General features: G+C 46.9%; 23 protein-coding genes. 14 read left to right on the forward strand and 9 right to left on the reverse strand.

Annotated elements, in window-relative coordinates; all coding sequences use genetic code 11:
• Positions 1 to 5 precede the first annotated feature (5 nt).
• The gene (gene ggt / locus EK374_RS06535; protein ID WP_127021253.1) at positions 6 to 1,697 is read right to left on the reverse strand and encodes a gamma-glutamyltransferase; all 1,692 of its coding nucleotides are present in this window, start codon (positions 1,695 to 1,697) and stop codon (positions 6 to 8) included.
• A 183-nt stretch (positions 1,698 to 1,880) separates the two neighbouring features.
• Between ggt and EK374_RS06540 the strand changes: the two genes are divergently transcribed.
• On the forward strand, positions 1,881 to 2,873 hold the full coding sequence (locus EK374_RS06540; protein ID WP_127021255.1) for a sensor domain-containing diguanylate cyclase: 993 nt from the start codon (positions 1,881 to 1,883) through the stop codon (positions 2,871 to 2,873).
• 98 nt (positions 2,874 to 2,971) lie between these two features.
• On the opposite strand, the gene EK374_RS06545 is transcribed toward EK374_RS06540, so the two are convergent.
• Positions 2,972 to 3,421, reverse strand: coding sequence for a hypothetical protein (locus EK374_RS06545; RefSeq protein WP_127021257.1), 450 nt, complete (start codon positions 3,419 to 3,421; stop codon positions 2,972 to 2,974).
• A 692-nt stretch (positions 3,422 to 4,113) separates the two neighbouring features.
• On the opposite strand from EK374_RS06545, the gene EK374_RS06550 reads away from it, so the two are divergent.
• The 3 genes from EK374_RS06550 (at position 4,114) to EK374_RS20885 (ending at position 6,472) form a co-directional block, all read left to right on the forward strand.
• Positions 4,114 to 5,607 carry a mannan-binding protein gene (locus EK374_RS06550; RefSeq protein WP_127021259.1) on the forward strand — a complete coding sequence of 498 codons (1,494 nt, stop codon included), beginning with the start codon at positions 4,114 to 4,116 and terminating at the stop codon, positions 5,605 to 5,607.
• A 204-nt stretch (positions 5,608 to 5,811) separates the two neighbouring features.
• Positions 5,812 to 6,117, forward strand: a complete 306-nt coding sequence (locus EK374_RS06555) for a putative signal transducing protein (RefSeq protein WP_233280358.1) — start codon at positions 5,812 to 5,814, stop codon at positions 6,115 to 6,117.
• Between the two features lie 190 nt (positions 6,118 to 6,307).
• Entirely contained in the window at positions 6,308 to 6,472 is a 165-nt protein-coding gene (locus EK374_RS20885; RefSeq protein ID WP_233280359.1) for a hypothetical protein, read from the forward strand.
• Positions 6,473 to 6,646: 174 nt separating this feature from the next.
• Here EK374_RS20885 and EK374_RS06565 read toward each other — a convergent pair whose 3' ends face one another.
• The 3 genes from EK374_RS06565 to EK374_RS06575 form a co-directional block, all read right to left on the reverse strand.
• Positions 6,647 to 8,218 carry an amidohydrolase family protein gene (locus EK374_RS06565; protein WP_127021262.1) on the reverse strand — a complete coding sequence of 524 codons (1,572 nt, stop codon included), beginning with the start codon at positions 8,216 to 8,218 and terminating at the stop codon, positions 6,647 to 6,649.
• A 146-nt stretch (positions 8,219 to 8,364) separates the two neighbouring features.
• Positions 8,365 to 11,283 carry a M14 family metallopeptidase gene (locus EK374_RS06570; protein ID WP_127021264.1) on the reverse strand — a complete coding sequence of 973 codons (2,919 nt, stop codon included), beginning with the start codon at positions 11,281 to 11,283 and terminating at the stop codon, positions 8,365 to 8,367.
• A 323-nt stretch (positions 11,284 to 11,606) separates the two neighbouring features.
• Positions 11,607 to 11,900 carry a hypothetical protein gene (locus tag EK374_RS06575; protein WP_127021266.1) on the reverse strand — a complete coding sequence of 98 codons (294 nt, stop codon included), beginning with the start codon at positions 11,898 to 11,900 and terminating at the stop codon, positions 11,607 to 11,609.
• A 331-nt stretch (positions 11,901 to 12,231) separates the two neighbouring features.
• On the opposite strand from EK374_RS06575, the gene EK374_RS06580 reads away from it, so the two are divergent.
• A complete protein-coding gene (locus tag EK374_RS06580; protein ID WP_127021268.1) occupies positions 12,232 to 12,909 on the forward strand; it encodes a substrate-binding periplasmic protein in 678 nt (225 codons plus the stop codon).
• Between the two features lie 32 nt (positions 12,910 to 12,941).
• The gene (locus tag EK374_RS06585) at positions 12,942 to 13,781 is read left to right on the forward strand and encodes an AraC family transcriptional regulator (protein ID WP_127021270.1); all 840 of its coding nucleotides are present in this window, start codon (positions 12,942 to 12,944) and stop codon (positions 13,779 to 13,781) included.
• On the opposite strand, the gene EK374_RS06590 is transcribed toward EK374_RS06585, so the two are convergent.
• Positions 13,778 to 14,368 carry a LysE family translocator gene (locus EK374_RS06590; protein ID WP_127021272.1) on the reverse strand — a complete coding sequence of 197 codons (591 nt, stop codon included), beginning with the start codon at positions 14,366 to 14,368 and terminating at the stop codon, positions 13,778 to 13,780. The genes EK374_RS06585 and EK374_RS06590 overlap by 4 nt on opposite strands.
• A 183-nt stretch (positions 14,369 to 14,551) precedes the next feature.
• On the opposite strand from EK374_RS06590, the gene EK374_RS06595 reads away from it, so the two are divergent.
• Entirely contained in the window at positions 14,552 to 14,914 is a 363-nt protein-coding gene (locus EK374_RS06595; protein WP_127021274.1) for a DUF1304 domain-containing protein, read from the forward strand.
• 7 nt (positions 14,915 to 14,921) lie between these two features.
• Here the strand turns inward: EK374_RS06595 and EK374_RS06600 are convergent, their stop codons facing one another.
• On the reverse strand, positions 14,922 to 15,707 hold the full coding sequence (locus EK374_RS06600) for a class I SAM-dependent DNA methyltransferase (RefSeq protein ID WP_325049716.1): 786 nt from the start codon (positions 15,705 to 15,707) through the stop codon (positions 14,922 to 14,924).
• Between the two features lie 171 nt (positions 15,708 to 15,878).
• On the opposite strand from EK374_RS06600, the gene EK374_RS06605 reads away from it, so the two are divergent.
• The 5 genes from EK374_RS06605 to EK374_RS06625 all read left to right on the forward strand — a co-directional run bounded on the left by EK374_RS06605 (position 15,879) and on the right by EK374_RS06625 (position 19,528).
• On the forward strand, positions 15,879 to 16,217 hold the full coding sequence (locus tag EK374_RS06605) for a YggL 50S ribosome-binding family protein (RefSeq protein ID WP_127021276.1): 339 nt from the start codon (positions 15,879 to 15,881) through the stop codon (positions 16,215 to 16,217).
• A gap of 170 nt (positions 16,218 to 16,387) precedes the next feature.
• Positions 16,388 to 16,624 (forward strand): helix-hairpin-helix domain-containing protein, encoded by a 237-nt coding sequence (locus tag EK374_RS06610; protein ID WP_127021278.1) that lies wholly within the window; start codon positions 16,388 to 16,390, stop codon positions 16,622 to 16,624.
• A 455-nt stretch (positions 16,625 to 17,079) separates the two neighbouring features.
• Positions 17,080 to 18,230 (forward strand): IS3 family transposase gene (locus EK374_RS06615; protein ID WP_127019331.1). Its coding sequence is split into 2 segments (ribosomal slippage): positions 17,080 to 17,317 and positions 17,317 to 18,230, totalling 1,152 coding nucleotides; the frame shifts between segments, so codons are not numbered across the junction.
• 100 nt (positions 18,231 to 18,330) lie between these two features.
• Positions 18,331 to 18,723, forward strand: a complete 393-nt coding sequence (locus tag EK374_RS06620) for a hypothetical protein (RefSeq protein ID WP_127021280.1) — start codon at positions 18,331 to 18,333, stop codon at positions 18,721 to 18,723.
• 364 nt (positions 18,724 to 19,087) lie between these two features.
• Positions 19,088 to 19,528 carry a DUF1090 domain-containing protein gene (locus EK374_RS06625; RefSeq protein ID WP_127021282.1) on the forward strand — a complete coding sequence of 147 codons (441 nt, stop codon included), beginning with the start codon at positions 19,088 to 19,090 and terminating at the stop codon, positions 19,526 to 19,528.
• Positions 19,529 to 19,574: 46 nt separating this feature from the next.
• On the opposite strand, the gene EK374_RS06630 is transcribed toward EK374_RS06625, so the two are convergent.
• Positions 19,575 to 21,587 carry a metallophosphoesterase family protein gene (locus EK374_RS06630; protein ID WP_127021284.1) on the reverse strand — a complete coding sequence of 671 codons (2,013 nt, stop codon included), beginning with the start codon at positions 21,585 to 21,587 and terminating at the stop codon, positions 19,575 to 19,577.
• A gap of 93 nt (positions 21,588 to 21,680) precedes the next feature.
• The gene (locus tag EK374_RS06635; protein WP_127021286.1) at positions 21,681 to 24,461 is read right to left on the reverse strand and encodes a TonB-dependent receptor; all 2,781 of its coding nucleotides are present in this window, start codon (positions 24,459 to 24,461) and stop codon (positions 21,681 to 21,683) included.
• A gap of 556 nt (positions 24,462 to 25,017) precedes the next feature.
• Between EK374_RS06635 and EK374_RS06640 the strand changes: the two genes are divergently transcribed.
• Together EK374_RS06640 and EK374_RS06645 are read left to right on the forward strand one after the other, a co-directional pair.
• On the forward strand, positions 25,018 to 25,908 hold the full coding sequence (locus tag EK374_RS06640) for a dienelactone hydrolase family protein (RefSeq protein WP_206099295.1): 891 nt from the start codon (positions 25,018 to 25,020) through the stop codon (positions 25,906 to 25,908).
• 24 nt (positions 25,909 to 25,932) lie between these two features.
• The gene (locus tag EK374_RS06645) at positions 25,933 to 26,298 is read left to right on the forward strand and encodes a cupin domain-containing protein (RefSeq protein ID WP_127021290.1); all 366 of its coding nucleotides are present in this window, start codon (positions 25,933 to 25,935) and stop codon (positions 26,296 to 26,298) included.
• Positions 26,299 to 26,314: the final 16 nt, after the last annotated feature.

Below are 26,314 nucleotides of genomic sequence, written 5' to 3' on the forward strand. Positions count from 1 at the left end.
TCAACTTAATACTCAATGACCTTCGCCACACCGCGGGAACGAGGGTCGGCTGCGGCTTTAACCTCTTTTGCTGTCACTTGTATCGCCTGCACGTCACCTAAATTCCAGTCTTGGGTATACAGTGTGTAGCCTTTTTTCGTCAGCTGTTGCTGTACTTCAGCAGGGAGTGGGGCGTAGGGCTCCATAGTGATTTGATCTTTGGGCAATAACTGGTGGTGAAAACGTGGTGCTGCTACGGCATTTTGCAATGGCATGTCAAAGTCGAACAGGTTGGTGATCACCTGAAAAATAGAGGTGATGATGGTTGAACCGCCCGGTGTACCAACGACCAACTGAACTTTGTTGTCCTGCACCAAAATGCTGGGGGTCATGGATGACAACATACGTTTGCCCGGTGCTATTGCATTGGCATCGTTACCCACAACACCAAAAACGTTGGGTACACCAGGTTTGGAAGAGAAATCATCCATTTCGTTATTCAATAAAAAGCCTGCGCCTTGAACCACCACACCGCTGCCAAAATCCAGATTCAGCGTATAGGTGTTTGATACCGCATTGCCGTGTTTATCCAAAATGGAGAAGTGAGTGGTGTGATAGCCCTCAAGGCCTGGCTTTATAGTTTTAGTTTCAGAGATAGCTGACGGATTAATTTCTTTGGCGCGTTTATCCAGATAGGTACTGTCGAGCAATTGCTGCTGCGGCACTGTGACAAAACCAGGGTCACCTAAATATTCTGCCCGGTCAGCATAAACCCGTTTTTCCAGTTCTGCCACCAAATGTACATACTGGCTGCTATTGTGTGTTAGGTCGGTAAAATCGCTGCTGCGACGCTGTTTTAAACCCAATAATTGTGCCAGCGCTATGCCACCTGAACTTGGTGGTGGTGCGCTAATCAGCTGTTTGTCACGCCATGGAGTGACTAAAGCCTCACGCCAACCTGCGCGGTAAGCGGCTAAATCGGCCATAGTGATCAGGCCTTTGCCCCGCTGCATTTCTGCCACCAGAAGCTCTGCGGTTTTGCCTTTGTAAAAATCGTCCGGGCCTTGTGCAGCTATACGTTTTAAGGTTTCGGCAAGCTCTGGTTGTTTGAAGTTTTCACCTGCTTTCATTGCAGCAAAATACTGCGCGAAATTGGTTTTCCCCGCCAGTTGCTGTAATAAGTCGGCGCGGTACTGATACTGGTTTTCCGCCACAGTAAAGCCAGTGCTGGCGTAATAAATGGCCGGAGCGACCAAGTCTTGCCATGGCAAGGAGCCGAACTTTTTATGAGCCAGCCATAATCCCATCACTGTGCCAGGCACACCGCTGGCTTTATGGCCTATTAAGCTTAAGTTTTCAATCACCTGCTTGTCGGCATTTAAAAACATATCTTTATGGGCTGCTGCTGGTGCTGTTTCGCGGTAATCAAGGAAATAAGGTTTGCCGTCAAACCAGACCAACATAAAACCACCGCCGCCTATATTGCCAGCTTCAGGGTATGTGACTGCCAGCGTAAAAGCTGTGGCTATGGCTGCGTCTACTGCATTACCGCCTTTGCGCAAAATTTTCTCGGCCACTAAAGCGCCGTATTGATCAGGAGATGCTACCGCGCCCTGTTTGATACTTTGGGGTAGAGCTGCAGTTTCTGTGGCCTGTAAAGGGCTGAAGCACATAAAGAGGCTAAGTAACAAAGCAGTGGGAGAAAAACGATAAACCATAACTAACTCCTTGATGGGTTTCTTCTGTTCTATCTTGTAACGCAGCAGATGACAAGAACTTCTGCAGATGAATAGGTCGAACGATGACTGGGCCAGGCAGGTTGAAATTAACACAGTTACATTCATTTATGTTAATGTTCATTTGTTTTGTTTGTTTCATTTTTATCAGATGGTTGGCTTGTCATGATATCAATTTCTGCTGGTTCTACGGTTGTGTCTGAAGCTGCGACAAAATCTGTTGTTATGGATGAAAACCATAGCTATCAGGCCATCAAAACTATTTTGAATAGTCTTGATGCGTTGGTGTATGTGTCGGATATGCAAACTTACGATTTGTTGTATATCAACGACTATGGCACGGTGGAGTGGGGGCCTATAGCTGGCCGGAAGTGTTTTCAGGTGCTGCAGGTAGGGCAAGACTCACCTTGCCATTTTTGCACCAATAACAGGTTGCTGAATGCAGAAGGAAAGCCAGCTGCTGTTTATGTCTGGGAATTTCAGAATACGCTGAATGGCCGCTGGTATCAGTGCCGCGATCAGGCCATTTATTGGGTAGATGGCCGACTGGTGCGTATTGAAATTGCTATAGATATTACCGAGCGCAAAGAGATGGAGCAGCAACTGGCCACAGCCAAAGCACTGGCTGAGCGACAAGCTAATACGGACGAACTCACTCAGTTGTATAACCGCAGAGCATTTTTTAATATCAGCCGACAGCTAACTCATCAGGTACATCGTGCCGGGCAAATGCTGGCGGTGGTGATGTTCGATTTGGACCATTTTAAGCAGGTAAACGATCAGTGGAGCCATGCTGCCGGTGACGCTGTGTTGGTGAATATTTCTGCTTTGGCGCAAAGCATAGTGCGCGGTTCTGATGTGCTGGCTCGCGTCGGTGGCGAAGAGTTTGCGGTGGTGTTGCCTGATACGGATGCAGAGCAAGCCAAGCAACTGGCTGAGCGGATGCGCGCGGGTTTTGAACAACACAAAATAGCGATTGAGGGCGGTGAAATCAGCTGTACCGCCAGTTTTGGTATTGCCAGTGCCAATTTAGCTGAATGCAAAGGCGAGTTTGAACCCCAAACTATGCTGGAAAATTTGCTGCATGCCGCAGATAAAGCCATGATTCAGGCTAAGGTTTCAGGCCGCAACAGGGTTTGTGTGGATGGGCAACAGTGAGAATACAACTGCTGAAGTCTTAGGCTTTGAGGGTATCAGTGCAGCAAAATATCAGGAAAAAGCCCACAGTTTAGTGGGCTAGCAGCTGGCTGATTCAATTAATCAGAGTGCGATACCCTCAGACTGATGCTGTAGTCTTTTTGCTCAGGGTAGAAGTTTAAACCCACAGACTTTTTCACATCAGTGTAGTTACCAGTTGATGCATAAGTTTTCTGCAGGCCAACACCTGCAAAAGGTTTAACACTATCAGAAAGTTCGTTGTATTCGAAAAGAACTCTGGTGTAGATACCATGAGTTCGCTCATCGCCAGCACCTGAGTAGTCTGGTTTGGCGGTAGTGACACCTAAAGCATAATCAGCATTCCAGGCTGCAGACAATGGCTCTTTGTAGCCTAAGCCAACACCAGTTTCCCAGAAAGAATCAACAGTATCAGAAATTTGAGTATCAGCTTTAGGGTGAAAGGTGGAGCTTAGATCCATATAAATGCCATCATCAGCCAGCACCGAGGCTGAACAAAAAACAAGCAAAGCAATAACAGTACGATTCATACGCCACTCCCTAGAGTTCTTTCCGCTAATAACAGGTTGTTATCCCAGACAACTCTGTACTGATACTATTGCTGCTGGTTAAAAACCAATCTAAAGACCTAAGATAGGTATGTCAATAAATAGATCCAATTAGCTTTGAGCTGTGTATTGTTGGAGCGCAATAAGGTGAGTTGCTGCTTCATCAGCTAAGGTAAAATCAACCTTTTGTGCTCTGATTCAGTACAAGTTAAATAAATTCTAATTGTTAAAACAAACCTTGTATCTGGTCTCTGGCCGTTTTGAAAGATCACTGCCAGAGCATGGCGTGACGGTCACAGAATGGCTGGCTTTGCGTACTTTATACACTAAAACACAAAGTATTCATGCCGCATTGATTGATGCTTTGGAGATGAGAAAAAGTGTGTCCTTGCTGCGATGCATTAAACACCTGGCCGATACTGTCGATTGGTGCTTTGTCCACCTGGTTATTCCCCTGACAATCAAATGGTTTTCTTGGAAACCAAGCTCAAGTCCGGAAGTCATGCTTTTGCGCTGACTTTTTGCCGCATCAGTACATCAATTCAGTTTCTTTTTTAGAACCGCTTTCATTTTCTTATTTAGAAACTAAAGTATTCGAAACAGGTAAAAAATGGCAAAACCATTACATCCTGTTGCTCAAAGTGAAAACAATCCCAAAGGAAGGAATATCGCAGATGAATACCTTAAAAAAACTAGTGGTCAGCAGTTTTGTTTTAGGCTCGTTGTTGCCGCTGATGGTGCAGGCCAATCAGGCTTATGCCAGCGCAGATGCTGCATCAGCTTGCCCTGTTGACCCTAACTGGCTAAAAAATCCCTCTTTGCCAACTGAAGTTAAAAAAAGTGGTTCAGATGGTAGCTCTGACTTCTGTGACTTTTATCAGTTTTCGACTCAAACCTTTTTGTATCTGATGTCACAAAATAGCAATGGGTTGCGCAATTTTCAGGTGCAGGCGAACTATCCTGTGCTGGAGTATCAGGCTGACGCTAAAACACCAGCCAATTCGTGTGACAGCACTATTACCGGGCCAATTTTACGCAGCAGCTTAACTAAAGTGGATGGCGGTACGTCGATGGGGACAGGGCAGGCTGGTGGCTCTTCTACCATTTATGCGCAGGATGGCAATGTGGTGTATTACGATGTGCGTTTTAGCCGGGCTTTGTGCGATTTATCTGCCAGTGCAGTGGAGTTGCAAAAGAAAAATATCACGAATTTTCCGGCTGGGACTATGGAGATGAAATTTGGCTGGAAAGTACTGTCAGACAGCGAAATTGCAGCCAATAGTTTTGTCACTCAAAAACAAAGTATTAATGGTAAAGCTGTCACTCTGGGTCTGGCTGGAATGCATATGGTGAGCACCACCAAGGATCATCCTGAAATGATCTGGAGTACCTACGAACATAAAAACAATACGCCCGATTGTACCCCGCAAAAGCCTCAGCCAAGTTCAGGCTGGACCTTTGCCAGCGCCAGCTGTACCGCAGCTTTACCGGCCAGTTCAGATCCAAAAAATGCCTGCCAATTTAATGATCCGAAAACCACTGGCACTGACAGTAAACCCACAGGAATACCCACTAATATTTGTCGGGTTTTCCCCAATGGGACAGACAGCAACGACAACAAGGCTGCAGAAAATGTTGCGGACATTACGCAGCAAAATAATGAATTAATTGCCTTATTATCGAAACCTGGGATAGATCCTGCGATGAAGGTATTGGCAAATTACTTCACTGTTGGCGCATTGTGGGTTAGCGATACCGGCAAAAGCTCGGGTGGTGCTGGCGTGCCAAACGAAAGAGGGTCGTTACGTCTGGCGAATACAGTGGCTGAAACGGATTATCAACATGTTGATTTAAATTCAAGTTTTGCCAGTAATTGCTTTGGTTGTCATAACTACAAAGGTTCAGGCTTACCAGTAAATAACAATATGACCTCACAGGCACTAAGCCATATTTTTAAAGATATTAAAATTGGCAAAGGCGAAAATATTGATGTAACGGCACCCAGCGTGATCAGCTCCAACAGTATGGCGGCTGGTGTTTGTGCTGGCAATGGCACAAAAGAGAACCCGGGGGTATGTAAAAAAGCAGCACCTTACCTGAAATGGAACGGCAACTGGACGAACCTTAATGCCAGCGCTGGTTCAGTCTGTGGTTGCACTGGTAGCTGATGTAACTCCTCTTTGTCAGTTCATTTCTTTGTGCCGGTTAAGCTGCCATGTCGGATCAGCACTGCAGCTTGGCCGGAATTGCGTAATGAGCGGGCTGATTTTTGTCCGCTCAGCCAAAGCTATTGGCGGTATCCTGTTGCTTCGTCATACTAAGTTCTGAGTCTGCTGAATGAAATGCAGTGGGGCGGCTGGAGTGACACCGACATGAAAATGATTTATACCCATGAAAACAGGCTGATTGTCAGTAATATTAAAAACATTCTGCAACGCCGAGGTTTTGAGGTTTTTGTTAAAAACGAACATGCGGTCAGTATGATAGGTGAAGTATCGGCTTTTGATAGCTGGCTGGAGTTATGGTTGGTGGACGAAGACGATTTTGCTCTGGCCAGCAGAATATTGCAGAACCTGGAGCTGGACAGTAAGGCTGAAGACTGGCACTGCAGTCAATGCGCCGAAGAAAATGCGGCTTCATTTGAACTGTGCTGGAATTGCGGCACTGAAGCAGGCTGAAGGAGAAATAACTGCAGGGCAAGCGTTGGCGCTGTAAAGTCTTGCTGAATATCCCTTTGATGAAACAATTAAGCATTTAGATAAAGCGAAAAAACTCCTTTCAAAACAGCTGACCAAAGGCTTTGAAGGTTATCCAGGCGTTTCGCTGGCTTATTTTGGTGAAACCGCTGATAAGGCCAGCGAAGTAGTGGTGACCTTTGTGTTGGAAGAAGGGGTTGCTGCGCAGGAGCAGAAATTCTCTGCTACAGAATATGTGCGTCAGGGTGAGGCAATTCAGTCTGTACTGGTCAAAATTATTGAGCGTTCAGGTGCCAAAACCGTCACTGAAGTGGCTGGGGTAGCAATTCTAGAGTAGATTGAAGGGCATGGTTTTGTCTGGTTTTGCGTTTATCGAATAGAAGGGCGGTGTAGGGGCGGGGCTTGTCCCCGCCCGTCTTGAGTTCCAATAAATCTTTATTGGGCTTGTCCCGGCACTTCCATTTGCACCGCGGTATCATTAGTCGGGCGGGCACAAGGCCCGCCCCTACGGTTATTTTTTTGCGTTTTGAACCATATCGCGCACATCTTTTAGCAGTTGCTGCGCGTCGTACACCACACCGTCTTTGATGGTGTAACGCACACCTTTGCTGCGCTCCGGTTCATTATTGTCGTTTAAGCGATAATGGCCTGTGCCATACAGCACTTTAAAGTTGGCCAGCGGGTTTTCAGCCACTATGACCATATCGGCTTTTTTGCCCGGCACTAAGCTGCCGATGTCTTTCTCCATACCTAAAGCCTGAGCGCCATTTAAGGTCGCGACTTGTATCACTTCCAGCGGATTAAAGCCTGCTTCACGCAGCAGTTCCAGTTCCTGAATATAAGCAAAACCATAAATTTTATAGATATAACCCGCGTCAGACCCTGCAGTCACCCGGCCACCGTGATTTTTGTAGTCATTTAAAAACTGAAACCAGATGCGGTAGTTTTCGCGCCAGGCGATTTCCTGATCAGTAGTCCAGTCAAACCAGAAAGAACCATGGGCATAACGGTTTGGCTTAAAAAAGTTAGCTAAAGTTGGCAGGGTGTAGTCCTGATGCCATTCGGCATTGCGCTGGGCGCTGGCATCCCGTGTCGCTTCATAAATGGTCAGAGTAGGGTTGATGGTAAAGTCCAGTGTGATCAGTTCATCGCGCACTGCATTCCATTTTTCTGAACCAGGCGCTGCTGCTTGTTTCCATAAATTGCCAGCGTTGGCGAATCTGTCCTGCTCATTCTGATAGTTGTAATTAGCAGGGTAATTCTGGATCACCTGGCCGGTAAACAGCGCTTCAGGTAAACCATACCAATGCTCCATCGAGGTTAAACCCATACGAGCGCTGTCCAGTGCATTGGTGCCCATCACGTTGAGCTGAGCATGGTGCATCATAGTGCCGAGCTTTTGCTTTTTTGCTTCATCCAAAGCGGCTGAAATAATAGCCGGGGTAGAACCAAAAAATTTAATACCCGAAGCTCCGGATTTTTTAATATCCCGCACCCAATCTCTCGCTTGTTCCGGGCTGAACACTGGTTTACTCAGGCCTTGACCAAAGCCGATATAAGGCACGATACGAGGCGCTACTATGCTGTTTTTCTCTGAGGCTTTGACATGGCGCATGGTCCAGTCGACGCCATTAAAACTGCCGGGTTCACGCACTGTGGTAATGCCATGGGCCAGCCAGAGCTTAAATACATAGTCGGCCGGAGTGCCGTTGGCCGAGCCACCAATATGGCCATGCATATCAATAAAACCCGGCAGAATATACATGCCGCTGAGATCCATTTCCTGATCACCTGCCTGGGCTTTAGGCCTGCCTTGTGGCAACACCGGAACGCCAGGATTGCCTACAGCGGTGATTTCTGTAATGCGATCCTGTTCTATAACAATATCGACAGGCCCAACAGGAGGTGCGCCTTCACCGCTGATATAAGTACCACCACGCAAAATCAACCGTTTATACGGGCCTTCGCCTCTGTCTCGCTCTGATGCTGATGGGGTTCGTTCTGCGGTTGCAGCTTCTGCAGCTGCTGGCTGACCAGCCAGCGCCAGTAATAAAGCTGTGCCGATAAAAGGCAGAATACGCATGGTTTTTCCTTATTTTTTGTTATGTTGCATAGGCTGTAAAGTACTATGGCAAGGTGCAGGGCAGGCTGCAACTGAATAGGTTTAAAGGGATAAATTCAGCGATAATTGCGGGCCATGCTGTTAAAAATTAAACATGGCCCATCAATTCAGAGTTTTACAGGGGTGGAAGCACCTAAACCCGGACCATAAACAATGGCATTCAGCAGTAAACGTTCAGTGCCTTTGGTGGCGCCACGAACGACCGGCTGACCGGCAAACAGAATGACTTGACCATTGCCTTTGCTTTCGCGGGTCAGATAAGCTGTGTTGGTAACCCGCTGCGCCGCTTCAGGCCATAACAAACCACTCATCCGTACCCGCACATCCTGACCAGCTGGCAAAGTCGACCAACCCAGTTTACGGGATGACACCATTTTGTTTTCTGTCATCACACCAATACGTACTGCAGCTTCAGAGGTATCGTCCGACATCAGTAGCGGATGGTTACTGAACAGCAAAGGCAGCTGGTTTTCACTACCAAAGGTAAGCCAGTGTTTTTGATCCACCCGTCCGGCCAGAATAGCGCCAGATGGCATAAAGTGTGCGGACCATTGTTCCCAGATTTTTAGCTGATCTTTGTCGAGCCCTTTGATTTTTTCATCGGCAAGCCACGGCAGGCTGATGCGCTCTGGCACCAGATAACTATTGATGGCGGCTTTGTTGGCTAACACAGTTTGACTGGCCAGCCATTCGCGTTGCAGCGATAAATCATATTTTGCGGCCTCTTCAATGGCGTTTGCCAATGGTTTAACAGCTGATAAACCACCGGCCATTACTTGCGCTGTAGCCCCGTCCACGCTGATTAAGGTACCTCCAGCTTCAACCCAGCTTTTTAACGCAGCAATAGCGGATGGGTCCAGCTTTGCCGTCATATGAGGCAGCACAATAACGTTGTACTGACGTAAATCCGCTCTGGTTAATGCATTCAGATCCAGATGGCTATGGCGAATGCCCAGGTGGGTATCCACCATATGCCAGATAGCACCAAAATCCAGCTGGCTGACGCCACTCTGGCCTACAATCGCCAGTTTAGGTGCCTGTAATAAACGGAAATGTGCGCCGCCAATATCAGGTAAATCGCCATCCCCTAAGCCCTGAGTCAGGCTTTGTAAGTCGGTATGAACATCTTTAGCTGCAATGGCTACCTTTTCTGCTAAATCAGCATGTTGTGGATTGTCACTGCGAAGCACTGTCACAGTGCCGCGGTTAAATACCAAGCTGCCCAGCTGACCTGCTTTGTCGATTAACCGCACTTGCACACCTTGCTCCATCAGCCGCGCTGCAAAAGCTACAGATGCATCATCGTCGCCATTTACCAGCCAGCCAAGGTTTTCATCTTTTGCTGCACTTAGCAGTGGGGCTGCTTCGTAAGCTTTTAGATTGTCGGTAATTTCTTCGCCTACTTCCAGCGCTGTTAAGCCCTGCATCATGGTCATATTCCAGGCTGTGTTGTCATACATCAGGGAACTGCCGTCGCGTAAAGTACGCTGGTATTCTTCCAGCAGTACTTCATCTTTAATGTTGGCATTAAACTCCAGAATAGCGTTCAGTAAACGGGCTTCCGGCTGGCGGGCGTTAATCACCACAGCGCCTTTGGGCAGGTTTTTTTGGGTGAATGTTTGTCCCAGTTGATCAGTAACCCGGCTGACAGAGGTAGGCGCAGTCAGTTGCTGAACTTCAATATTTTGTGCCTGTAACAAGGAGACAAAATGCTCCAGCCGCTTGCGGTTAGCCGTAGGCAGTACCACATAACTTTTGTTGGCATAAGGGCTGTCGCCTGAGGTGACTAACTTCCGGTCGTCAACAAAATCCCGGTACATGGCTTTGCTGTTGGCGGCCAGAGTTTTCAGGTTGGCTATGGAGCTGACTAACTGGTGATGTACTGACTGCTGATAAGTGCGGATGACGCCATTATTCAGTTGAATACCATCTTCTGCAGTGCGGGCCTGCTCATACAAAATATGCACAGCACCACGGTATTCGGCATAGTTGGAGTAACCCGGATAGAGGTTTTCAAACCATTCGCCTGTGTAATAGGTCCACTTATTCTGATCAAAAGCTGCAGCCTGATCGACCGCAAAAGTTTTGCCCCACTTATGTTTACTCTGTGGAATATTGCTGTTGATCGGTTCGCGGGACGGACCAAACAGGAAAGTGTCATCGCTGCCCATTTCATGGCCGTCGATCATCAATTGCGGGTACCACTGGTTAATCAAGGCAACTCGGCCGCGGGTTTCAGGTGCCTGCAGGAAATAAAAGTCGCGGTTTAAGTCGTAGTAATAGTGGTTAGAGCGGCCAAAAGGCCAAACCCCTGTATGCAACATGGACTGGCCATCGACATTAGGTGCAGTGCCTCTGTGTTGTTCCAGCATTTTGGTAAAACGGGCGCGGCCGTCCGGGTTCATCATGGGGTCAACCAGCACGACCATATTCTCAAGCAGTGCGCTTACTTCTGCATCGTCGGCTGCGATCAATTGATAAATTAAAGCCAAAGCGGCGTCTGCACCTGAGGATTCATTGCCGTGAATGGAATAGGCCATCCAGGCTATGGCAGGTAACTCTTTAATGGCCTGCTCAATCTGCCCTGACGATTTGCCTTGAGGTTGTGCCAGCAATTGCACTTTTTGCTGAATATCCGGCAAAGCGGCAAGGTTTTTTGGCGTAGAAATAGCTAATAAATGCAGTGGCCGGCCTTCATAACTGGTGGCGTATTGTTGATAAGAAATACGGTCACTCTCTTTGGCCCAAAGTTTGATTAATTCATTAATTTGTTCTGGTGTGGCGGTGCGCTGACCTACAGGAAAACCTAATACTTTTTCTGGTGGCGTAATGGCTGGATTGACCTTTTCCGGTGTCAGCGCCTGTGGGTAATTCAGAGCTGCAGCTGCAGTAGGTTTCATCAGCACAGCGGCTTGAACTGCACTGGCTCCCATTAGGCAGCACAGCAAACCCGCCGGAAGCAGGGCAGCCTTAAACACCGAAAGCCGCGTGGCTTTAAACTGTGGTACAGAGGTGGTATTTTTCATTTTTTATTGTCTCTGGAAGTGGAAGCAGATTTCCCTTTGTTGCATCAAGGGTTCGTTTTATTGTCTGGCAGTTCTGCACCGCGCAGTGATGACTTGTCAGCACCAAAAGCAACAATAGCAAAGCTGCGTAAAAAGCATACAGAGCCAGATGGTGATCTGCTTAAATTGCGACCGAAGGTAATATTTGCTGGTTAAGCTGATGAAATAATTCAGTTAGTTAAAACCTGAACCGACTGAAAGCAGAGTGGTGTCGCTTGAACCTGATCACCCCGGCACACAGGCTAGCTATTTGCCGGGTTGGAACCTGGTGGGATCTGGCTTTGTTAGCGTGCGCTGGCGCCGCTTCCGCCGAGAAACATGGCTGCGCCTATTACATAACCAATATCGTACCAGCCGCCCGAGTTCGGGAAGGCGTAGATACGCACGTCGGTAAAGTAGCTGCCAACTAAGCTAAATACGATACAGAAACCATGAATAAGCCCAGTGACGAAACTCACTGGTTCTGTTTCGCTATGGCCTGACAGAGGTTGTGTGGCACAGCCGGCTAAAATGCCAGTCACTGCAATAAACAACAGCAGGTTTTTGTGTTTGATTAAGCCGCGCTTGATAAATTGCATAAGTATCCTTGAAGCCGCTAACAGTTGTACTTTGTACATAGAGTAACTTGTACCTGTGAAGTTATGCGGTGTGATGCATATCAGCGATTCAGTGTAGCACGCTGTATGGTGGTAGGTTTTACAGCGAAGTGACGGGAGTTCATCCGGGAATTGTTCAACGAATAATGTTTCAGATCAAAGCGGCCGCTGGTGGCTTGTTTTGATCTGGTTTATCTTTACTGCAACAGTAGTTTACAGAGTTTGTCATTTGCGATTCCACCTGTTCTTCTGGCTCATCATCTGGTCTGTTTCTGCGCTAAGTCAGGATGAGCCTCTGTCTGCTGAGCCAACCATGCCTATCCGTATTGCGGCGGAGGATAACTGGCCACCATTTTCTGATCATCAGGGGCAGGGGCTTTCTGAACAGTTGGTCAAAGCTGCTTTTGCCACTCAGGGTTATCAGATCAGCACTGTAGTTGTGCCTTATGCCCGCGCTTTGCATTCTACCCGTCAGGGCACGACTGATGCTTGCTGGAATGTAACCCGCCAGCAAAACACAGAGCAGGAATTTACCCTGCATAAAATTCCGTTATTTACCGCCGATTCGTCCTTTTATTACTATCGCACACCCCAGCCCTATGATTCTGCAGCGCAAATCCCAAATGGTACTGTAGTGGGAGTGATACTAGGTTATGAGTATGGGGATTTATACGAGCAGCATAAACACCGATTTCAATTGGTTCAGGTGTCCACTCACAGCCAGCTGATTGGTTTGCTCAATGGTGGTAAGCTGGATTTGGCGATATTTTTTGATGACGTACTGCGTTATTACCTGCAACAAGAAGGGAGCAAGGAAAACAATATTCAACGCGGTAAGCTGAACTATCGTAGCGAAATTTATCTGGCATTTAGCAAAGAGAATCCCCAAAGTAGTAAAAGAGCAGCAGCTCTGGATGCAGGTATCACTGAACTGAAAAAATCCGGTGTTTATCAGCAATTGCTGATGCGGATCAGATCCGGATCCCCTTAGCAAATCTTACAAAAGGACAGGCAGACAACTAAATGACTCCCTCAACTCACCCGCTGTTTTGGCGCAACCCAAGCTTACCTTATCTGGAGCTACGTTTGGTCCAGGATGGACGTAAGGTAACTTATGCACCTCATTCACATCAGCAGTGGTCTGTTGGCGCAATTCTGGCTGGGCAAAGTGAGTTTCTTTGTGCCGACCGGCTGCATTATGTGGAGCAGGGGGCATTGGTGGTGATGAACCCGGATCAAGTGCATGCCTGCAACCCACGCCAGAATTCGCCATGGGCTTATTACATGATGCATCTGGATAAAAACTGGTTAGCGGACTTTTTACAACAAGCAGGCATCAGAACCAGCGCTTTGTGGCGTGATACCAAAGTCGACACGCTTTGTGAAACAGCATTGTTTGAGAGCTTTGTGGTTTTGGCTGAACTTCTGATGTCGGCGCAGTATAGCTCTGCGGAAAAAGAACAAAAGCTAAAGGCTTACCTGGCCAGGTTGTTTTTACAGCTGGATCAGCAAAACCAGAGCACTGAGGATCTGTTACCCGCCAACCCTCTGTATAAGGTGGCTGCCTATCTGAGTGAACATTGTCAGGAAGACAGGGCAATAGACAGTATCAGCGCTGAATTTGGTTACAGTGCAGGCTATCTGGTTCGGGCCTTTAAACGCCATTTTAATATGACACCTCATGCCTACAGGTTAAACCGGCGGGTGCAGCTGGGGCAGCAGGCATTAAAACTGGGGCAGGCTATTTCAGCTGTGGCTCAAACTACAGGCTTTAGTGATCAGGCGCACTTTCAGCGGGTATTTAAACAACGGGTTGCAGCGACACCGGATCAGTATCGCCGCTCAGTATCTGAACAGGATTAGAGCAGGATCAGGATACAACTGGCAGCAAGTAACAACGCCAGCGTTTTATTCAGCATGCGCATTCTGGCCGGACTTTGCAAATAATGACGTAACACAATACCAGCCCAAAGCCATGCCGCCAGCGACAACCAGCAAATAGGCAGATAAAGACCCGCAAATATCAGCAATTGATCGGTATGAGCTTGCGGAATATAAACGGCTATACCAGACAAAGAGGCCAGCCAGGCCTTGGGGTTCAGCCATTGCATTAAGGCACCTGTTATAAAATTCGGCGCCTTCGCCTCTGAATTGTCAGAAAGCTCGCCATTGTCACTGAATAACTGATAACTCAGATACAGCAAAAAAGCGATGCCAAGCCATTGCAGTACCTGAGTCAGCAAAGGCAAAGCCGCCAGTACATGATGCAAGCCAAAACCTATGACGAAAAACAACAGGATAAACCCCAGAGTTGCACCAGTGATAAAGCTCAGCCCTTTGCCAAGGCCATAACGGGCACCATTACTGACGGAGACCAGATTCACCGGGCCTGGTGAAAATGATGCGGCAAAGGCGAATAACGCCATAGAGGTCATAAGGGATAAAGTCATAGTGGTGCTCCTGTATTGATTCAACAAAGCGCTGACTATGAGCTTTCCCATCACTGTTGTATTGAATAAAACTGACCTTTTGCCTATTGATGGCTGTTTAAGCTTTTGCAGCAGAAAAATCAGTAGTTTAGGGCTAAGCTGCTGATGTAGGATAAAACTTATTGCGCTGATGAGGACAAAGAGATGGCGTTGATCGCAAACCTGCTGATACTTCTGGTGGCATTACTGCATCTGTATTTTCTGGTACTGGAAATGTTTTTATGGGACAAGCCTAAAGGCATGAAGGTGTTTGGCCTGACACCGGAAAAAGCCGCTATCACCAAAGTGATGGCTGCCAATCAGGGGTTATACAATGGCTTTTTGTCCGCGGGTTTGTTGTGGGGCTTGTATCAGGGCGAGGCCGGCTTTGATGTGAAAGTGTTTTTCCTGTTATGTGTGCTGATCGCCGGCCTGTATGGTGCTATGACTGTAGGGAAAAAAATACTATATGTGCAGGCGCTGCCAGCTGCCGTGGCCTTAGTGCTGTTGTGTTTGACTGTGATTTAAAGCGGTTTTAGCTTTTGATACAGACAAAAAGCGCGTTTCCTGAATTTTTGTCCCAGGCCGCAATTTTCTCGTAATCATGTTCAAGAATATGCACTTCGAAGTAAGTGCTAAGTAACAATTCCAGCTCGGCAAAACTAACAGCAACCATAGGGTGTTGGTCTTGCCACAGCTGTTTTAAATCAGCTGTGGTTTTTTCGATACTCAGATTGAGGGTTTGTCTCTCACCTGTACCGCTGTAATTCCAGCCAGATTCAAACACAAAGTGATCCTTGTCCAGCACTGCGCTGTGTCGAACATAAGAGTTATTGTCGATTTTGTCTTTATCTACCGCGTTAAAACAAAACACGCCACCTGGTTTTAGTGCTTTAAATACGCTATCAATACAGGATTTGAGGTTTTGAATACTGGCGCTGTAGTGAATGGAGTATAAAAAGCAAGTAATTAGATCAACCTGCTGTTCCAGTTGAAAATCACACATGTTTTGCAACATAAAGCTGGCTTCAGGGCAACGCTGCTGGGCTTTATCCAGCATAGGCTGATTTAAATCCAGCCCACTGCTTTGATAACCGGCATCCAAAAAATGCCGGATATGTGGGCCGGTACCACAAGCTAAATCCAGATGAGTTCTGCCATCACCACCAAAAAATTGATGCAACCTGCGCGCGCTCTGGCTTTGCGCCTGATAGTCAATGTCAGCACACATCAGGTCGTAATAACCGGATAGGTCTGTGTAAAGCGCATTTGAAGAGTGCATAGGCTGGTTGGTGTGGTCAAATTTTCGGCCGCGCATCATATATCAGTTCGCTGGTTTTGCGAAGCTTAGCAAGGAGTTGAACGTTGTTATTTCGTTTCTTTTCTAAAAAAGCTTGCTTATCAGGCCCTGATAACGAGATCCTATAGCAATACCCTAGTGTGTTAACTAAGCATCAGGCCGAATTTCCGGTAGGTGCGTCGAGGAGATCTCATGTCTAAACCTAAAAGCCGTCGTTTACAGAAAAAGCTCTACATGGGCGAATTTACTGAATACGGTTTTATGTTGTCCTGCTCATTAGGCCTGGAGTCTGATCAGGATTTCAGCAAATTACTGGACCAATTCATCAGTTTGATTGAAAGCCGCGATCTGGTGATGGCCGGTGGTGGTGATAAAACTCAGTTTGAAGCTTTTATCTGGTCAGCGCACCGTTATGGTTCTGCCACGCAGGACGATATCACAGTGATCACAGAGTGGTTTAAAGCTCTGCCTACAGTGGATCAATTGCAGGTGAGTGAGTTAGTCGATGCTAACTACGGTGTTAGCTTCTAACTATTAGCTACAGCCCCCTCAGTGCTGGATCTGGCCATCAGGCCGGATCCTTTTCTTCATCGTATTCATCTACTGCTGCCGCTGCTGGTAGTCAGTTCGTCCTGCTGCGTTCCCGCTTCTTGTACTTTCATGTTATAACGCTGTAAACAACGATCCAGCATGAGGTTGCGATGGCTTTTACTGAACAGGAAAAAACCGCTTTATTACAGCTCAAAGGTGTTGGGCCTACAGTGATACAGCGTTTTGAACAAATTGGGCTGGACTCCTTTGAGAAACTAGCCAGTCACAGTGCCGCTGAAATTGCGGAGCGGGTAGCCGCTATGCTCAGAACCAGTTGTTGGAAAAACAGCCCGCAGGCTTTGGCAGCTATTGAAGCGGCGATCCAGCGTTCAGCTCAGGGGTTGTAAGCACAATGGTTAATTTCATTTAATACACCACCTATTTGCAAGTCAATTGCACTACCCGTTGCAAACTGACAGCACCGCCTATTTCACTAAATAGCGCGACTGTATCGAATAGTGGCTTTGTGCCGGAAGCCGATATTGGGCTTTCTAGTCAATCTCTATTCATCTCTCCCTTTATTAGCCCAAACCACTGGTTAAAATCCCATATATCTAGCTTGAGTAAATTTAAGAACAACTAGCGTATTGCTTGTATAAATTTTGTTGCACGCAAATTTACTGATTTCAGAAAAATCGGTTGAAATAGAGGTACATCAGCGTTAGTTTGGCATGAGAAAAAATCATGAAAGAAGGCAGAAAAATGTTCGACTTGCGGGCCTGCTGCCTTTGAAAACGGATGAATCGACCAGAGTTTCCTAGACACAAAATAGCATTACAATGCAGTGTGTTAAGGGGGACAAATGACGACAAAACGGTTTCCAGAAGAATTTAAGATTGAAGCAGTCAAGCAAATTACGGAGCGCGGCCATTCTGTGGCGAGCGTTGCGAAGCGTTTAGACATCTCTACAAACAGTCTTTACCTGTGGCTTAAAAAATACGGCAGCAACAGCGAACATTATCAACAGGTTTCTGAGCAGGAAGCCAAGATCCGTGAGTTAGAGAAACAACTGAAACGGGTGACGATGGAACGCGATATATTAAAGGAGGCCGCCGTGTACTTTGCCGTGGAGTCAAAGAAAAGTACACGTTCATAAAATCCAGACTGGCTCACTATCCGGTGCAACTGATGTGTCAGGTGCTGAATATTCAGCGCAGCGGGTTGTATGCATGGTTAAAACAGCCACATTCTGGCCGGACCTTGGAAGACAACCGCTTGTTAGGGTTAATTAAGCATTCGTGGCTGGAAAGTGGCTGTGTTTATGGCTATCGCAAAGTCACCAGCGATTTGAAAGATTTAGGCGAACGATGCAGTAAAAACCGCGTGGCCAGGCTGATGAAGCAGGAAACGCTGAGTGCGCAAGTGGGATACCGCAGACGGAAAGGCCACTACCATGGCAAGCCTGCGGTGGTGGCGCAGAATGTGTTGCAACGCGAGTTTGATGTCACAGAACCGAATCGGGTTTGGGTCACCGATATAACTTACATCAAAACCCATGAAGGCTTTCTGTATCTGGCGGTCGTACTGGACTTGTTCTCGCGTCAGGTTGTTGGTTGGTCGATGCAGCCGAGAATGGATGCGGATGTGGTGCTCAAAGCGTTACTAATGGCGATCTGGCGCAGAAAACCCAAGCAGGAAGTCCTTGTTCATTCCGACCAAGGCAGCCAGTTTACTGGCTACGAATGGCAAGGCTTTTTAAAAGAACACAACCTCAAAGCCAGTATGAGTCGTCGCGGTAATTGCCATGACAATGCGTGTGCAGAAAGCTTTTTCCAGTTGTTAAAGCGAGAGCGGGTCAGGCGAAAAGTGTATGTAACCAGAGAAGAAGCGAAGTCGGATATCTTTAATTACATCGAAATGTTCTATAACATCAAACGCAAACATGGGTACAGTGGTGATCTGCCTCCTGCTGTATTTGAAAAGCAGTACTTTATGAGGCAACAAACTGTCTAAGAAAGTCTGGTCGATTCATGGTGAACGCTACAACATTGGCTACGAAGTAATTGCGGGTATTAATTGGGTTGATATTTCAGCAACCGCAAAAGCTGATGAAGTGAATCCATCTGTGAGTCATTACTTTGCAAGAACTCTTGGTGAACAACTGCGCAAAGTAGAGACAGAGAAATCTGACACAAGAGTATCGCATAGCGCCAATGATGGTCATTATTTGGGTAAAAAATATGCTTGGCGTATTTACGGTATGTCTGTAGCTCGTGATACTTTTGATGATTATCTTGAAGCAATAAAACACCCTAAAGTTAATTGCTTCACTGAAGGATCTCCGTCAATAGCATACAAAGATGTAGGTATCGATGTTGCTATGGATAATTTAATTAAATCCTGCGTTAAAGTTGGCAAGGCAGGGAACAGATTTTCATCTCATTTGCTGCCAGCTAAGAAGTGGTTCCAAGTTAAAGGGTTAACTGCAATTACGGATAAAAAGTGATACTTAACAATCCGCGTCATTCGGGGCCTGCGGCCCCTGCGACGCTCACAAGTTCGCGCGCATGCGCGGGGCGTTAATGTCCGCTATTCGCTCATAGCTGAAGATTAATAAACTGGATGACTGCTGAAACTGGTGGTTACGTGAAAGTGCAACGGGGTGGTAAGCAGCCAGTGATCGTGGTGGTAGATTGTAGTTACATGTTACACACAAGTTTACGAAAAAAATTCCGGCATCAGGAAGGTGTTTGCAAGGACGGACAGAAAAACAGATAGCAGAACTTAAGTTTGAGTTCAGTATCAGCTGCTAGCTTTAAAGCATATTGTGGCATGTAGTCGCAATTAACGTCTTTAACAAGGAAATTGAAATGATGCCCACACCAACTATTTTTTCAGGTCCGCTTGTTGTCGCTTTATGTCTGGCCGCCCTGGCCGCAGCAACTCCTTCGCTGGCTCAGACGCAGGCCAGCTGCAGTGCGTTGAAAGGTTGTGAACAGAAATTCTGTGAAATGGAAGTTCAACTCACTATGGCAAAACAAACTGGCGACACCAATAAGCTTGCCGGTTTACAAATGGCGCTGGATAACGCCAGAACAAATTGCAGTGACAATAGATTAAAAGAGGGATTGACGGAGAAACTGGCTGACGCCAATAAAAAGTTGGTGCGGTATCAGGCTGATTTACAGCAGGCAGAGCTGGACGGTAAAAAAGACAAAGTAGTGAAATACCGGCAAAAGCTGGAGGAGACCAGCAGTGAGATCAACAGATTAAAAGCTCAGCTGAGCCAGATAGAACAACTGCCTCAGTGAGCTTCGTATTTCGCTCTCTCGCACTATAGAGCGCAACATTCAGACGTTATCTGGCCTGAATGTTGTGCAGCGCCTTTAGTTCGCCTGTCTGCATATTCAGCATAAAATCAGCATTAGGCTGACCTCGCAAAAAGCCATCAATGATGTGAAACAAAGCTGAAAACTGGTACTGGCTGTACTGTGTCAGAGTCCAGTTTTGCCAATGCTGAACTTTTGCTGCTGTGGCCGGTTGCTGCCAGACTGACGTAAAAAAGCCATATTGTTTCAGGCGCTGTGCAGTAATGTCAGGCAGAGCCAGTTCGCCTGCGTTTTGCAGCCTGTAAAAGTCGAAGACTAAATCAAAACCTGTCCAGCTGGCTAAATCCTCCAGGCGTAACCCTGCAGCTGAGGTTTGAGCTATAGCCTTTGTTCTGGCATGCTGCCATTCAGGGCTTTGGCTCAGTTGCTGCAAGAGCTCGGGGGTAAACTCTTTGAGCTTGACGTCGCTGTTTAACTGAGAGAGCACCAGCATTTGCTCAGCATTTAAAGCAAGCAACAAGTGCCGCAGTTCGTCCGGCCAGTCTTTGGGTAAGAAGCGTAAACGGGTTAGCTCGCGTAAGTGGCCATTAGCAAATTCCCGATAGTTTTTGGCCTGCAAAATACGGGCATCCCATAACGGCAGCTGGTCTTGCTTCAGTTGCTGCCATTCCTTTTGATAATGCTCAAACAGCTGATCAAAGCCCGGTACCTGCTCCAGCACTATGGTTTGAACCTTCACTTGATCTTTGCTTGTCAGCGTCAGTAATTTATAGGCTGGCACATAAGCGGCTAAAGAGGGCGCCTGAATATTAACCAGACTATTGCCGTTGTCTGAATGAACGACGGCGGTATTATTCAGATGCATATGGCCACCAATATGCAGCTTGACTCCTAAGTCGGCTAAGCTGTGGCTGATTTGTTGGTGTGGGCTGCGTGACAATTGTCCACGCTCTTCACCTAATAAAGCAGCAATAGGTTGGGTTTGGCCCTGATAAAACTCGATCATCGGATAATGGCTAAAAGTGATAAGGGTTTTACCCTGAATTTTGGCCCGCTCTGCCACTTGCTTCACCCAGGCTATCACTTGCGGCTTGTAGTCAAACATAGCGTTGTAACCAGCATTGCCTGAGCCTTCAAAGTCCGCGGCTTGATTGGCTTTGCCTGTGCTTGTGTTGGGTGAGGAGGCTTTAGGTTTGTAGACATTGGCGTCTATGGCCAATAACCATAGTCCTTGCACTGGTTCCACCAGATAACTGGCGTCAGGAATAATATGACAATTGCTGTAGCCTGGTTTTTTATAAGCGCCGCCGGCACCTTGCTGACAAATTTCAAACTGACGTTGAGTTAAATCAGACTGGGCCAAAGCTTCGCTGTAGTTGTATTGAGCCTGAGCGTAGTTGCTGTAGGGTGTTTCCCAATACAAATCTTCGGCTTTGGGGTAAAAACCAAAATCGGCAAGTTCGGCTGTTAATTCTGCGTACCCCAGCTCTTTTACTTCTTCGGTGCAAACCACTGCTTTATCTGAGCTGGTGCAAGGCTCTGAACCCGGACTAAAGATAGCCAGAGGTCGACCATCTGTTCCTAAGTAGTCGGGTTTGCCGGCCGGCTGGGCATAAGGCCGTACCGGGTCGTGATTGCCCAACGTCAGTAAAAACTTCAGGCCATAAGTGGCGCTGTAGTGCTGCAAAAGCTGTTTTAAACCACGGATATGTACTGTCTGACCATCGTCACTAAAGTCACCGGGCAGCACCACCAGTTTGACCTTGCGACGTACCAAATCATCTAAAGCTGCGCGTAGCGCAAAGTAGTTTTCGTTAAAAAGCCGGGTGGATTGCAGCTGAGCGGCCATAGTGCGGATAGTGGCCGCTTTGCCTGTGCTTTTACTTGTAAGGCCTTTAAAGCTGTCATCAGAAAATTGTGCATAGACATCGTGAAAGTGTACGTCTGGTAAAAAGGCGATTTGAAGCGGCTGGCTTGGTTTGGCAGCTAATGCAGGCAGACAGAATAAAGCCAATACAGTGCCAAAGAAATGAGTTTTCATCAGTAAAGCTGTCCTTGTAATCCGAATAAAAAAAGCCACAGGGATACTGTGGCCTTACTAAGTTTTATCACTTAAACAATCTGAAGAACAGGATTAGAAATCTGCACGCAGACCTAAACTTACACGTCTGCCAGAAAACTCATACATCACAGGGAAAGCTGGGTTCATGGTGTAACCTGAGGTTTCTTCGTCTGTCATATTGATGCCTTTTAAGCTCAGCTTGACGTTGTCAGTCAATTGGTAGCCTAAGGCGATATCCGTTTGACCGTAGGCGTCACGGTATACCGGGTACATATTCAGGTGAATGTACTCTACGTACTTGTCTTTGTAGTTGTAAGACACACGAGCATCAAAGCTATCGTTTTCGTAGTACAGCGTAAAGTTGTAAGTTTTGTCTGCTAAACCTTCAGGTGGGGTTGGAATATCTAAATCCGACGCACCTGTTAAGGTATTGTCCAGCATGGTGTAGTTAGCATTAATACCAAAACCGTCCAGTGATTCGCTCAGCATAGTCAGAGGTAACTGGGCTATTAATTCCAGACCTGTAACTTTGTAAGAACCTTCAGCATTGACAGGTTGGAACACTTCAAAGTCGTAATAACCATCCAGTGAGCCGTCTGCATTACGCTTTTCTACATCTTTCACTATGCCGGTCATTTCTTCACGTACTACACCTTCGATATCTTTCCAGAAGTAAGATGCCGCCAGAATACCGCCATTTTCCATATACCATTCAACACCGGTTTCCCACTGTTTGGCTTTGGTTGGCTTCAGACCCGGGTTTCCGTCCTTAAAGCGGAATTCGTTCCAGCTGACTGTACGTTTGTAGGCGATGTCGCCTAAGGCCGGACGCATCAGGGTTTCTGACGCAGCAGTACGCCAAATGACATCTTCAGCAACTTCAACTGTCAGGTTAAAGCTTGGTAATACATCGTTGTAGCTGCCATCTGCAGACACTGGATCTTTGGTATAACCAGTAGTGCCATCTTCATTTTGGATTGGGTGGTAGCCAAAAGAGGTTACGTCAGTGTCCACTGCACGCACACCGGCGTTTAACTTGCTTGGTAAGCTGCCAATTTCGAAATCAAAATTGGTCATGGCGTATAAAGCAGTTACTGCTTCGTCAACACGGTAGTACTGGTTCACCTGGAATGGAGTAAAGAAACCTTCGTAACGGAAAGTGCGGCGGGCATAGTCGTTCGATACCTGCATCCAGTTCAGGTTTTTGGCCTGATAAGCACCGCCGGAAGCAATATCAGTGACATAACCTAACTCACTGTCTTTTAAAGTGCGTTTGTTCACGTATGAACTGTCGCCAGCTTTGGGCCCCTGAATTTTGATTTCACCGTAATTACGTTCTTTGGATTTGTCAGTGTAACGCACACCAAACTGCACACTGCTCAGAGCTGGCAACAGAGACCATTCCAGCTCTTTCTTAAAGTCGAGCTGAGCAGCGTATTTGTCGTCCTGCACTTCTTCCAGTTGAGTTTCATAAGCTTCAAACAGGTATTTGTCGGCAGCATTGTACATATCGATACTGGCCGGGTTGTCACTCTTAATGGTTTCACCACCATTCGCAGTCCAGCGGGTACGGGACGGAGCATAAGCCACATGTTTCAGGTTGGCGTAGTCTGCAGTTTTCTCAGCGCCTGAATACCCGACTAAAGCATTAATATCCCACCCGTTAACCAGCCAATCCATAGTGGCGCTGTATTGAGTGAAGTCTGTTTCATTGATACGTTCTTTGCTTAAAAATTCATGCTGAGTGGCTGTGTAAGACACGTCTGTCAGCACGACCATGCCATAGTCGGCCAGCGTGGTATCGTCATAAGCGTGGATAGTCTCTAAGGTACTGCGGCTTGATGCGGAATAGGCGGCAGCATCGTACTCGTCTTCGGTGTTGTCATAACCACCTAACATGGCGTCAAAAGTCAGGCTGAAGCTTGAACTGGGTTTGTATTGTAATGAAGCCGTGCCACCCCATTTGTCCTGCTCGCTTTGGAAAACACGGTCGCCCACTTTATCCTGGAAAATAATACGGCTGGTTTCGTCTTTATCTTTGAAATTGCTGACGATCACGCCTGCGTCACGCTCCAGAACTGCCGCAGCCTGAGTAGAGCGTGGTGCTGACGCTTCAAGGAAACGGCCCATAGGACGGAAGTTGATGCCAGAGTTTGAATCAGTTCTGTTGCTACGTTCTGCTTTAGAGAAAGACACTAAAGCGCCCCAGTCACCCCAGGTGTCGCTGGTAAGGAAGGAGAATTTAGGGTCGGTTTTTTCTGAAATCGAGTTATGGGCACCTTCAGCGGATACAACAAATTGAGCTTCGCTGTAATCGAAAGGTTTAGCTGTACCAATCTGTACTGAACCTGCGATACCGCCTTCTTCATCTGCAGCGGTAGGAGATTTTTGTACTGTAACGCTTTGGATGATTTCAGAGGCAAAAATATCAAATTCCACATCACGGCCACCACTGCCTGATGCCGTAGCCAGGTTATTGATCGACACATGAGTAAATTCAGAAGGGAGGCTTCGCACGTTGACTTTGCTGCCCAGGCCTTTGTTACGCTCTATAGTGACACCAGGCATACGTTGCAGAGCTTCTGCCAGGTTTTGCTCCGGGAAATCGGCGATATCTGTAGCTACGATAGAATCAGAGAAACCAATATTCTCTTTTTTCATATCAACGGCTTGTTCCAGACTTTTGCTATAAGTGCCTTTTACTGCGATGACTTCGACTTTCTGTTCAGTCTGCTTGTCTTGTGCGTAAGCAGGTAAGCTGATGGCTGTACCCAGCAGCAGCTGACCAATAGCCAGGCTTAATGCAGTGCGTTTTGATGCAATATGACGACGGTATTGACTCTGATTTTTCATTCCCAAACCCTTAGCTGATGTCATTGTTTTTTTGCGACCACACTATTTTATTGGCTGAGTGTAGTGGCCGTGCTCAACGACGGGCGAGATTACAGAGCAACTATGATGCTTTTATTTCAATGCACAACCGCTGTCAGGGTTTTGTTGTAAGCAAAGTGCAATGAAAAGGTTGCATCATTTTGCGGCTGCGGCTTTTGATATGTAACCGATTTCATTTTTCGTAATGTTGTTGAACGTAGTAAATTTATTGAAAATCATGCACCTATGAGTGATTTGTGCTGCTTTTTGTAAAGGTGTTCTGCGGCTTTGTTAACTGGTAGTGCGCAGAGTACAGCAACCATAATAAGACGTTTTTGTTTTTTCAAAAGGCGATAAAGCGTCACTTTTTTGCGATTAACTTTGCAACTTTCTCCGTTCGTTGTGGTTTTGGTCTGAGAGCTGTGGTGCAGATAAATTAAAGGTTGTGCCCGTAGCGCTGTCGGGTGCAGTATGTAAATTGCCCCCAAAACATAGCTTTATCTAAAGAGCTGAGTGAATGGCCAACCCAGGAGTGGTTATGTCTGATCGTAAAACTGCCAAAGATTTTCACCCCGAAACTCTGCGTTTATTTGATAAATATGTGCATGGAGATATTAGTCGCCGCGACTTTTTGGCAGGGGCTGCAAAGTTTGCCGTGGCTGGCATGACCGCCCTGACTATATTGCAGGCATTGACGCCAAATTATGCGATGGGCCAGCAAATTCAACCCGACGACCCGCAACTGGACTCTGAGTATCTGACCTGGCCAAGCCCAAAAGGTTACGGTGATTTACGGGGTTATCTGGTTAAACCCAAGGCAGTGACGGGAAAATTACCGCTGGTGCTGGTGGTGCATGAAAATCGGGGGTTAAACCCTCATATTGAAGATGTGGCACGCCGTCTGGCCTTGGCTGGTTTTATTGCATTTGCGCCAGATGCACTCTTTCCTCTGGGTGGTTATCCAGGAGATGAAGACAAAGCCCGCGCCATGTTTGCCTTGTTGGATCAGGATAAAACCCGGCAAGACTTTATTGCCAGCGTAGCGATTTTGCAAAAACTGCCGCAAGGCAATGGCAAAGTTGGTGTGGTCGGTTTTTGTTATGGCGGCGGCATGTCGAACTTCCTTGCAACTGAGTTACCTGACTTAGCTGCGGCAGTGCCATTTTATGGCCGACAAGCTGATTTAAACAAAGTGGCGGCTATTCAGGCGCCTTTGCTTATTCACTACGCCAGTGACGATGAGCGGGTGAATGCCGGAGCTCAAGCTTATGATGAAGCGCTAAAAGCTGCAGGCAAAAATGCCCAAAGTTATATCTATCCTGACACTCAGCATGGGTTTCATAACGACACCACGCCACGTTATGCTCAGGCGGCAGCAGAGCTGGCGTGGGGCCGCACAATCGAATTTTTTAAACAGCATTTGAGTTGATATAAAGGTGGAGCCAAAGATCATATGAGTTATCAGGCTATTAATTTTAAAGATAAATTTGCGAAGTTCGATAATCACTGGTCACCCCGTGTTATCGCAGAAATGAATGACTACCAGTTTAAACTGGTAAAAGTGGCTGGAGATTTTGTCTGGCACGATCATCCTGACACCGATGAAGTTTTTATTGTGATGGACGGGGTGTTGGACATCGAATTTGAAGATGGAAAAGTCACTTTAGCCGCCGGAGAAATGTTTGTGGTGCCTAAAGGCGTGAAACACAAACCCAGGGCTGTGCAGGAGTGCAAAGTACTGCTGGTAGAACCCAAAGGTGTGGTCAATACTGGCGACGCCACAAGCGAGCTAAAAGCCGAAAATGATGTATGGATTTAAATGGACAGGTCGTTTT

The organism is Rheinheimera mangrovi (genome assembly GCF_003990335.1).
GTDB lineage: Bacteria > Pseudomonadota > Gammaproteobacteria > Enterobacterales > Alteromonadaceae > Pararheinheimera > Pararheinheimera mangrovi.

Coding starts and splice junctions, on each gene's coding strand:
- ggt (WP_127021253.1), bottom strand. CDS start 1,697: ATGGTTTATCGTTTTTCTCCCACTGCTTTGTTACTTAGCCTCTTTATG.
- EK374_RS06540 (WP_127021255.1), top strand. CDS start 1,881: ATGATATCAATTTCTGCTGGTTCTACGGTTGTGTCTGAAGCTGCGACA.
- EK374_RS06545 (WP_127021257.1), bottom strand. CDS start 3,421: ATGAATCGTACTGTTATTGCTTTGCTTGTTTTTTGTTCAGCCTCGGTG.
- EK374_RS06550 (WP_127021259.1), top strand. CDS start 4,114: ATGAATACCTTAAAAAAACTAGTGGTCAGCAGTTTTGTTTTAGGCTCG.
- EK374_RS06555 (WP_233280358.1), top strand. CDS start 5,812: ATGAAAATGATTTATACCCATGAAAACAGGCTGATTGTCAGTAATATT.
- EK374_RS06565 (WP_127021262.1), bottom strand. CDS start 8,218: ATGCGTATTCTGCCTTTTATCGGCACAGCTTTATTACTGGCGCTGGCT.
- EK374_RS06570 (WP_127021264.1), bottom strand. CDS start 11,283: ATGAAAAATACCACCTCTGTACCACAGTTTAAAGCCACGCGGCTTTCG.
- EK374_RS06575 (WP_127021266.1), bottom strand. CDS start 11,900: ATGCAATTTATCAAGCGCGGCTTAATCAAACACAAAAACCTGCTGTTG.
- EK374_RS06580 (WP_127021268.1), top strand. CDS start 12,232: ATGCCTATCCGTATTGCGGCGGAGGATAACTGGCCACCATTTTCTGAT.
- EK374_RS06585 (WP_127021270.1), top strand. CDS start 12,942: ATGACTCCCTCAACTCACCCGCTGTTTTGGCGCAACCCAAGCTTACCT.
- EK374_RS06590 (WP_127021272.1), bottom strand. CDS start 14,368: ATGACTTTATCCCTTATGACCTCTATGGCGTTATTCGCCTTTGCCGCA.
- EK374_RS06595 (WP_127021274.1), top strand. CDS start 14,552: ATGGCGTTGATCGCAAACCTGCTGATACTTCTGGTGGCATTACTGCAT.
- EK374_RS06600 (WP_325049716.1), bottom strand. CDS start 15,707: ATGATGCGCGGCCGAAAATTTGACCACACCAACCAGCCTATGCACTCT.
- EK374_RS06605 (WP_127021276.1), top strand. CDS start 15,879: ATGTCTAAACCTAAAAGCCGTCGTTTACAGAAAAAGCTCTACATGGGC.
- EK374_RS06610 (WP_127021278.1), top strand. CDS start 16,388: ATGGCTTTTACTGAACAGGAAAAAACCGCTTTATTACAGCTCAAAGGT.
- EK374_RS06625 (WP_127021282.1), top strand. CDS start 19,088: ATGATGCCCACACCAACTATTTTTTCAGGTCCGCTTGTTGTCGCTTTA.
- EK374_RS06630 (WP_127021284.1), bottom strand. CDS start 21,587: ATGAAAACTCATTTCTTTGGCACTGTATTGGCTTTATTCTGTCTGCCT.
- EK374_RS06635 (WP_127021286.1), bottom strand. CDS start 24,461: ATGAAAAATCAGAGTCAATACCGTCGTCATATTGCATCAAAACGCACT.
- EK374_RS06640 (WP_206099295.1), top strand. CDS start 25,018: ATGTCTGATCGTAAAACTGCCAAAGATTTTCACCCCGAAACTCTGCGT.
- EK374_RS06645 (WP_127021290.1), top strand. CDS start 25,933: ATGAGTTATCAGGCTATTAATTTTAAAGATAAATTTGCGAAGTTCGAT.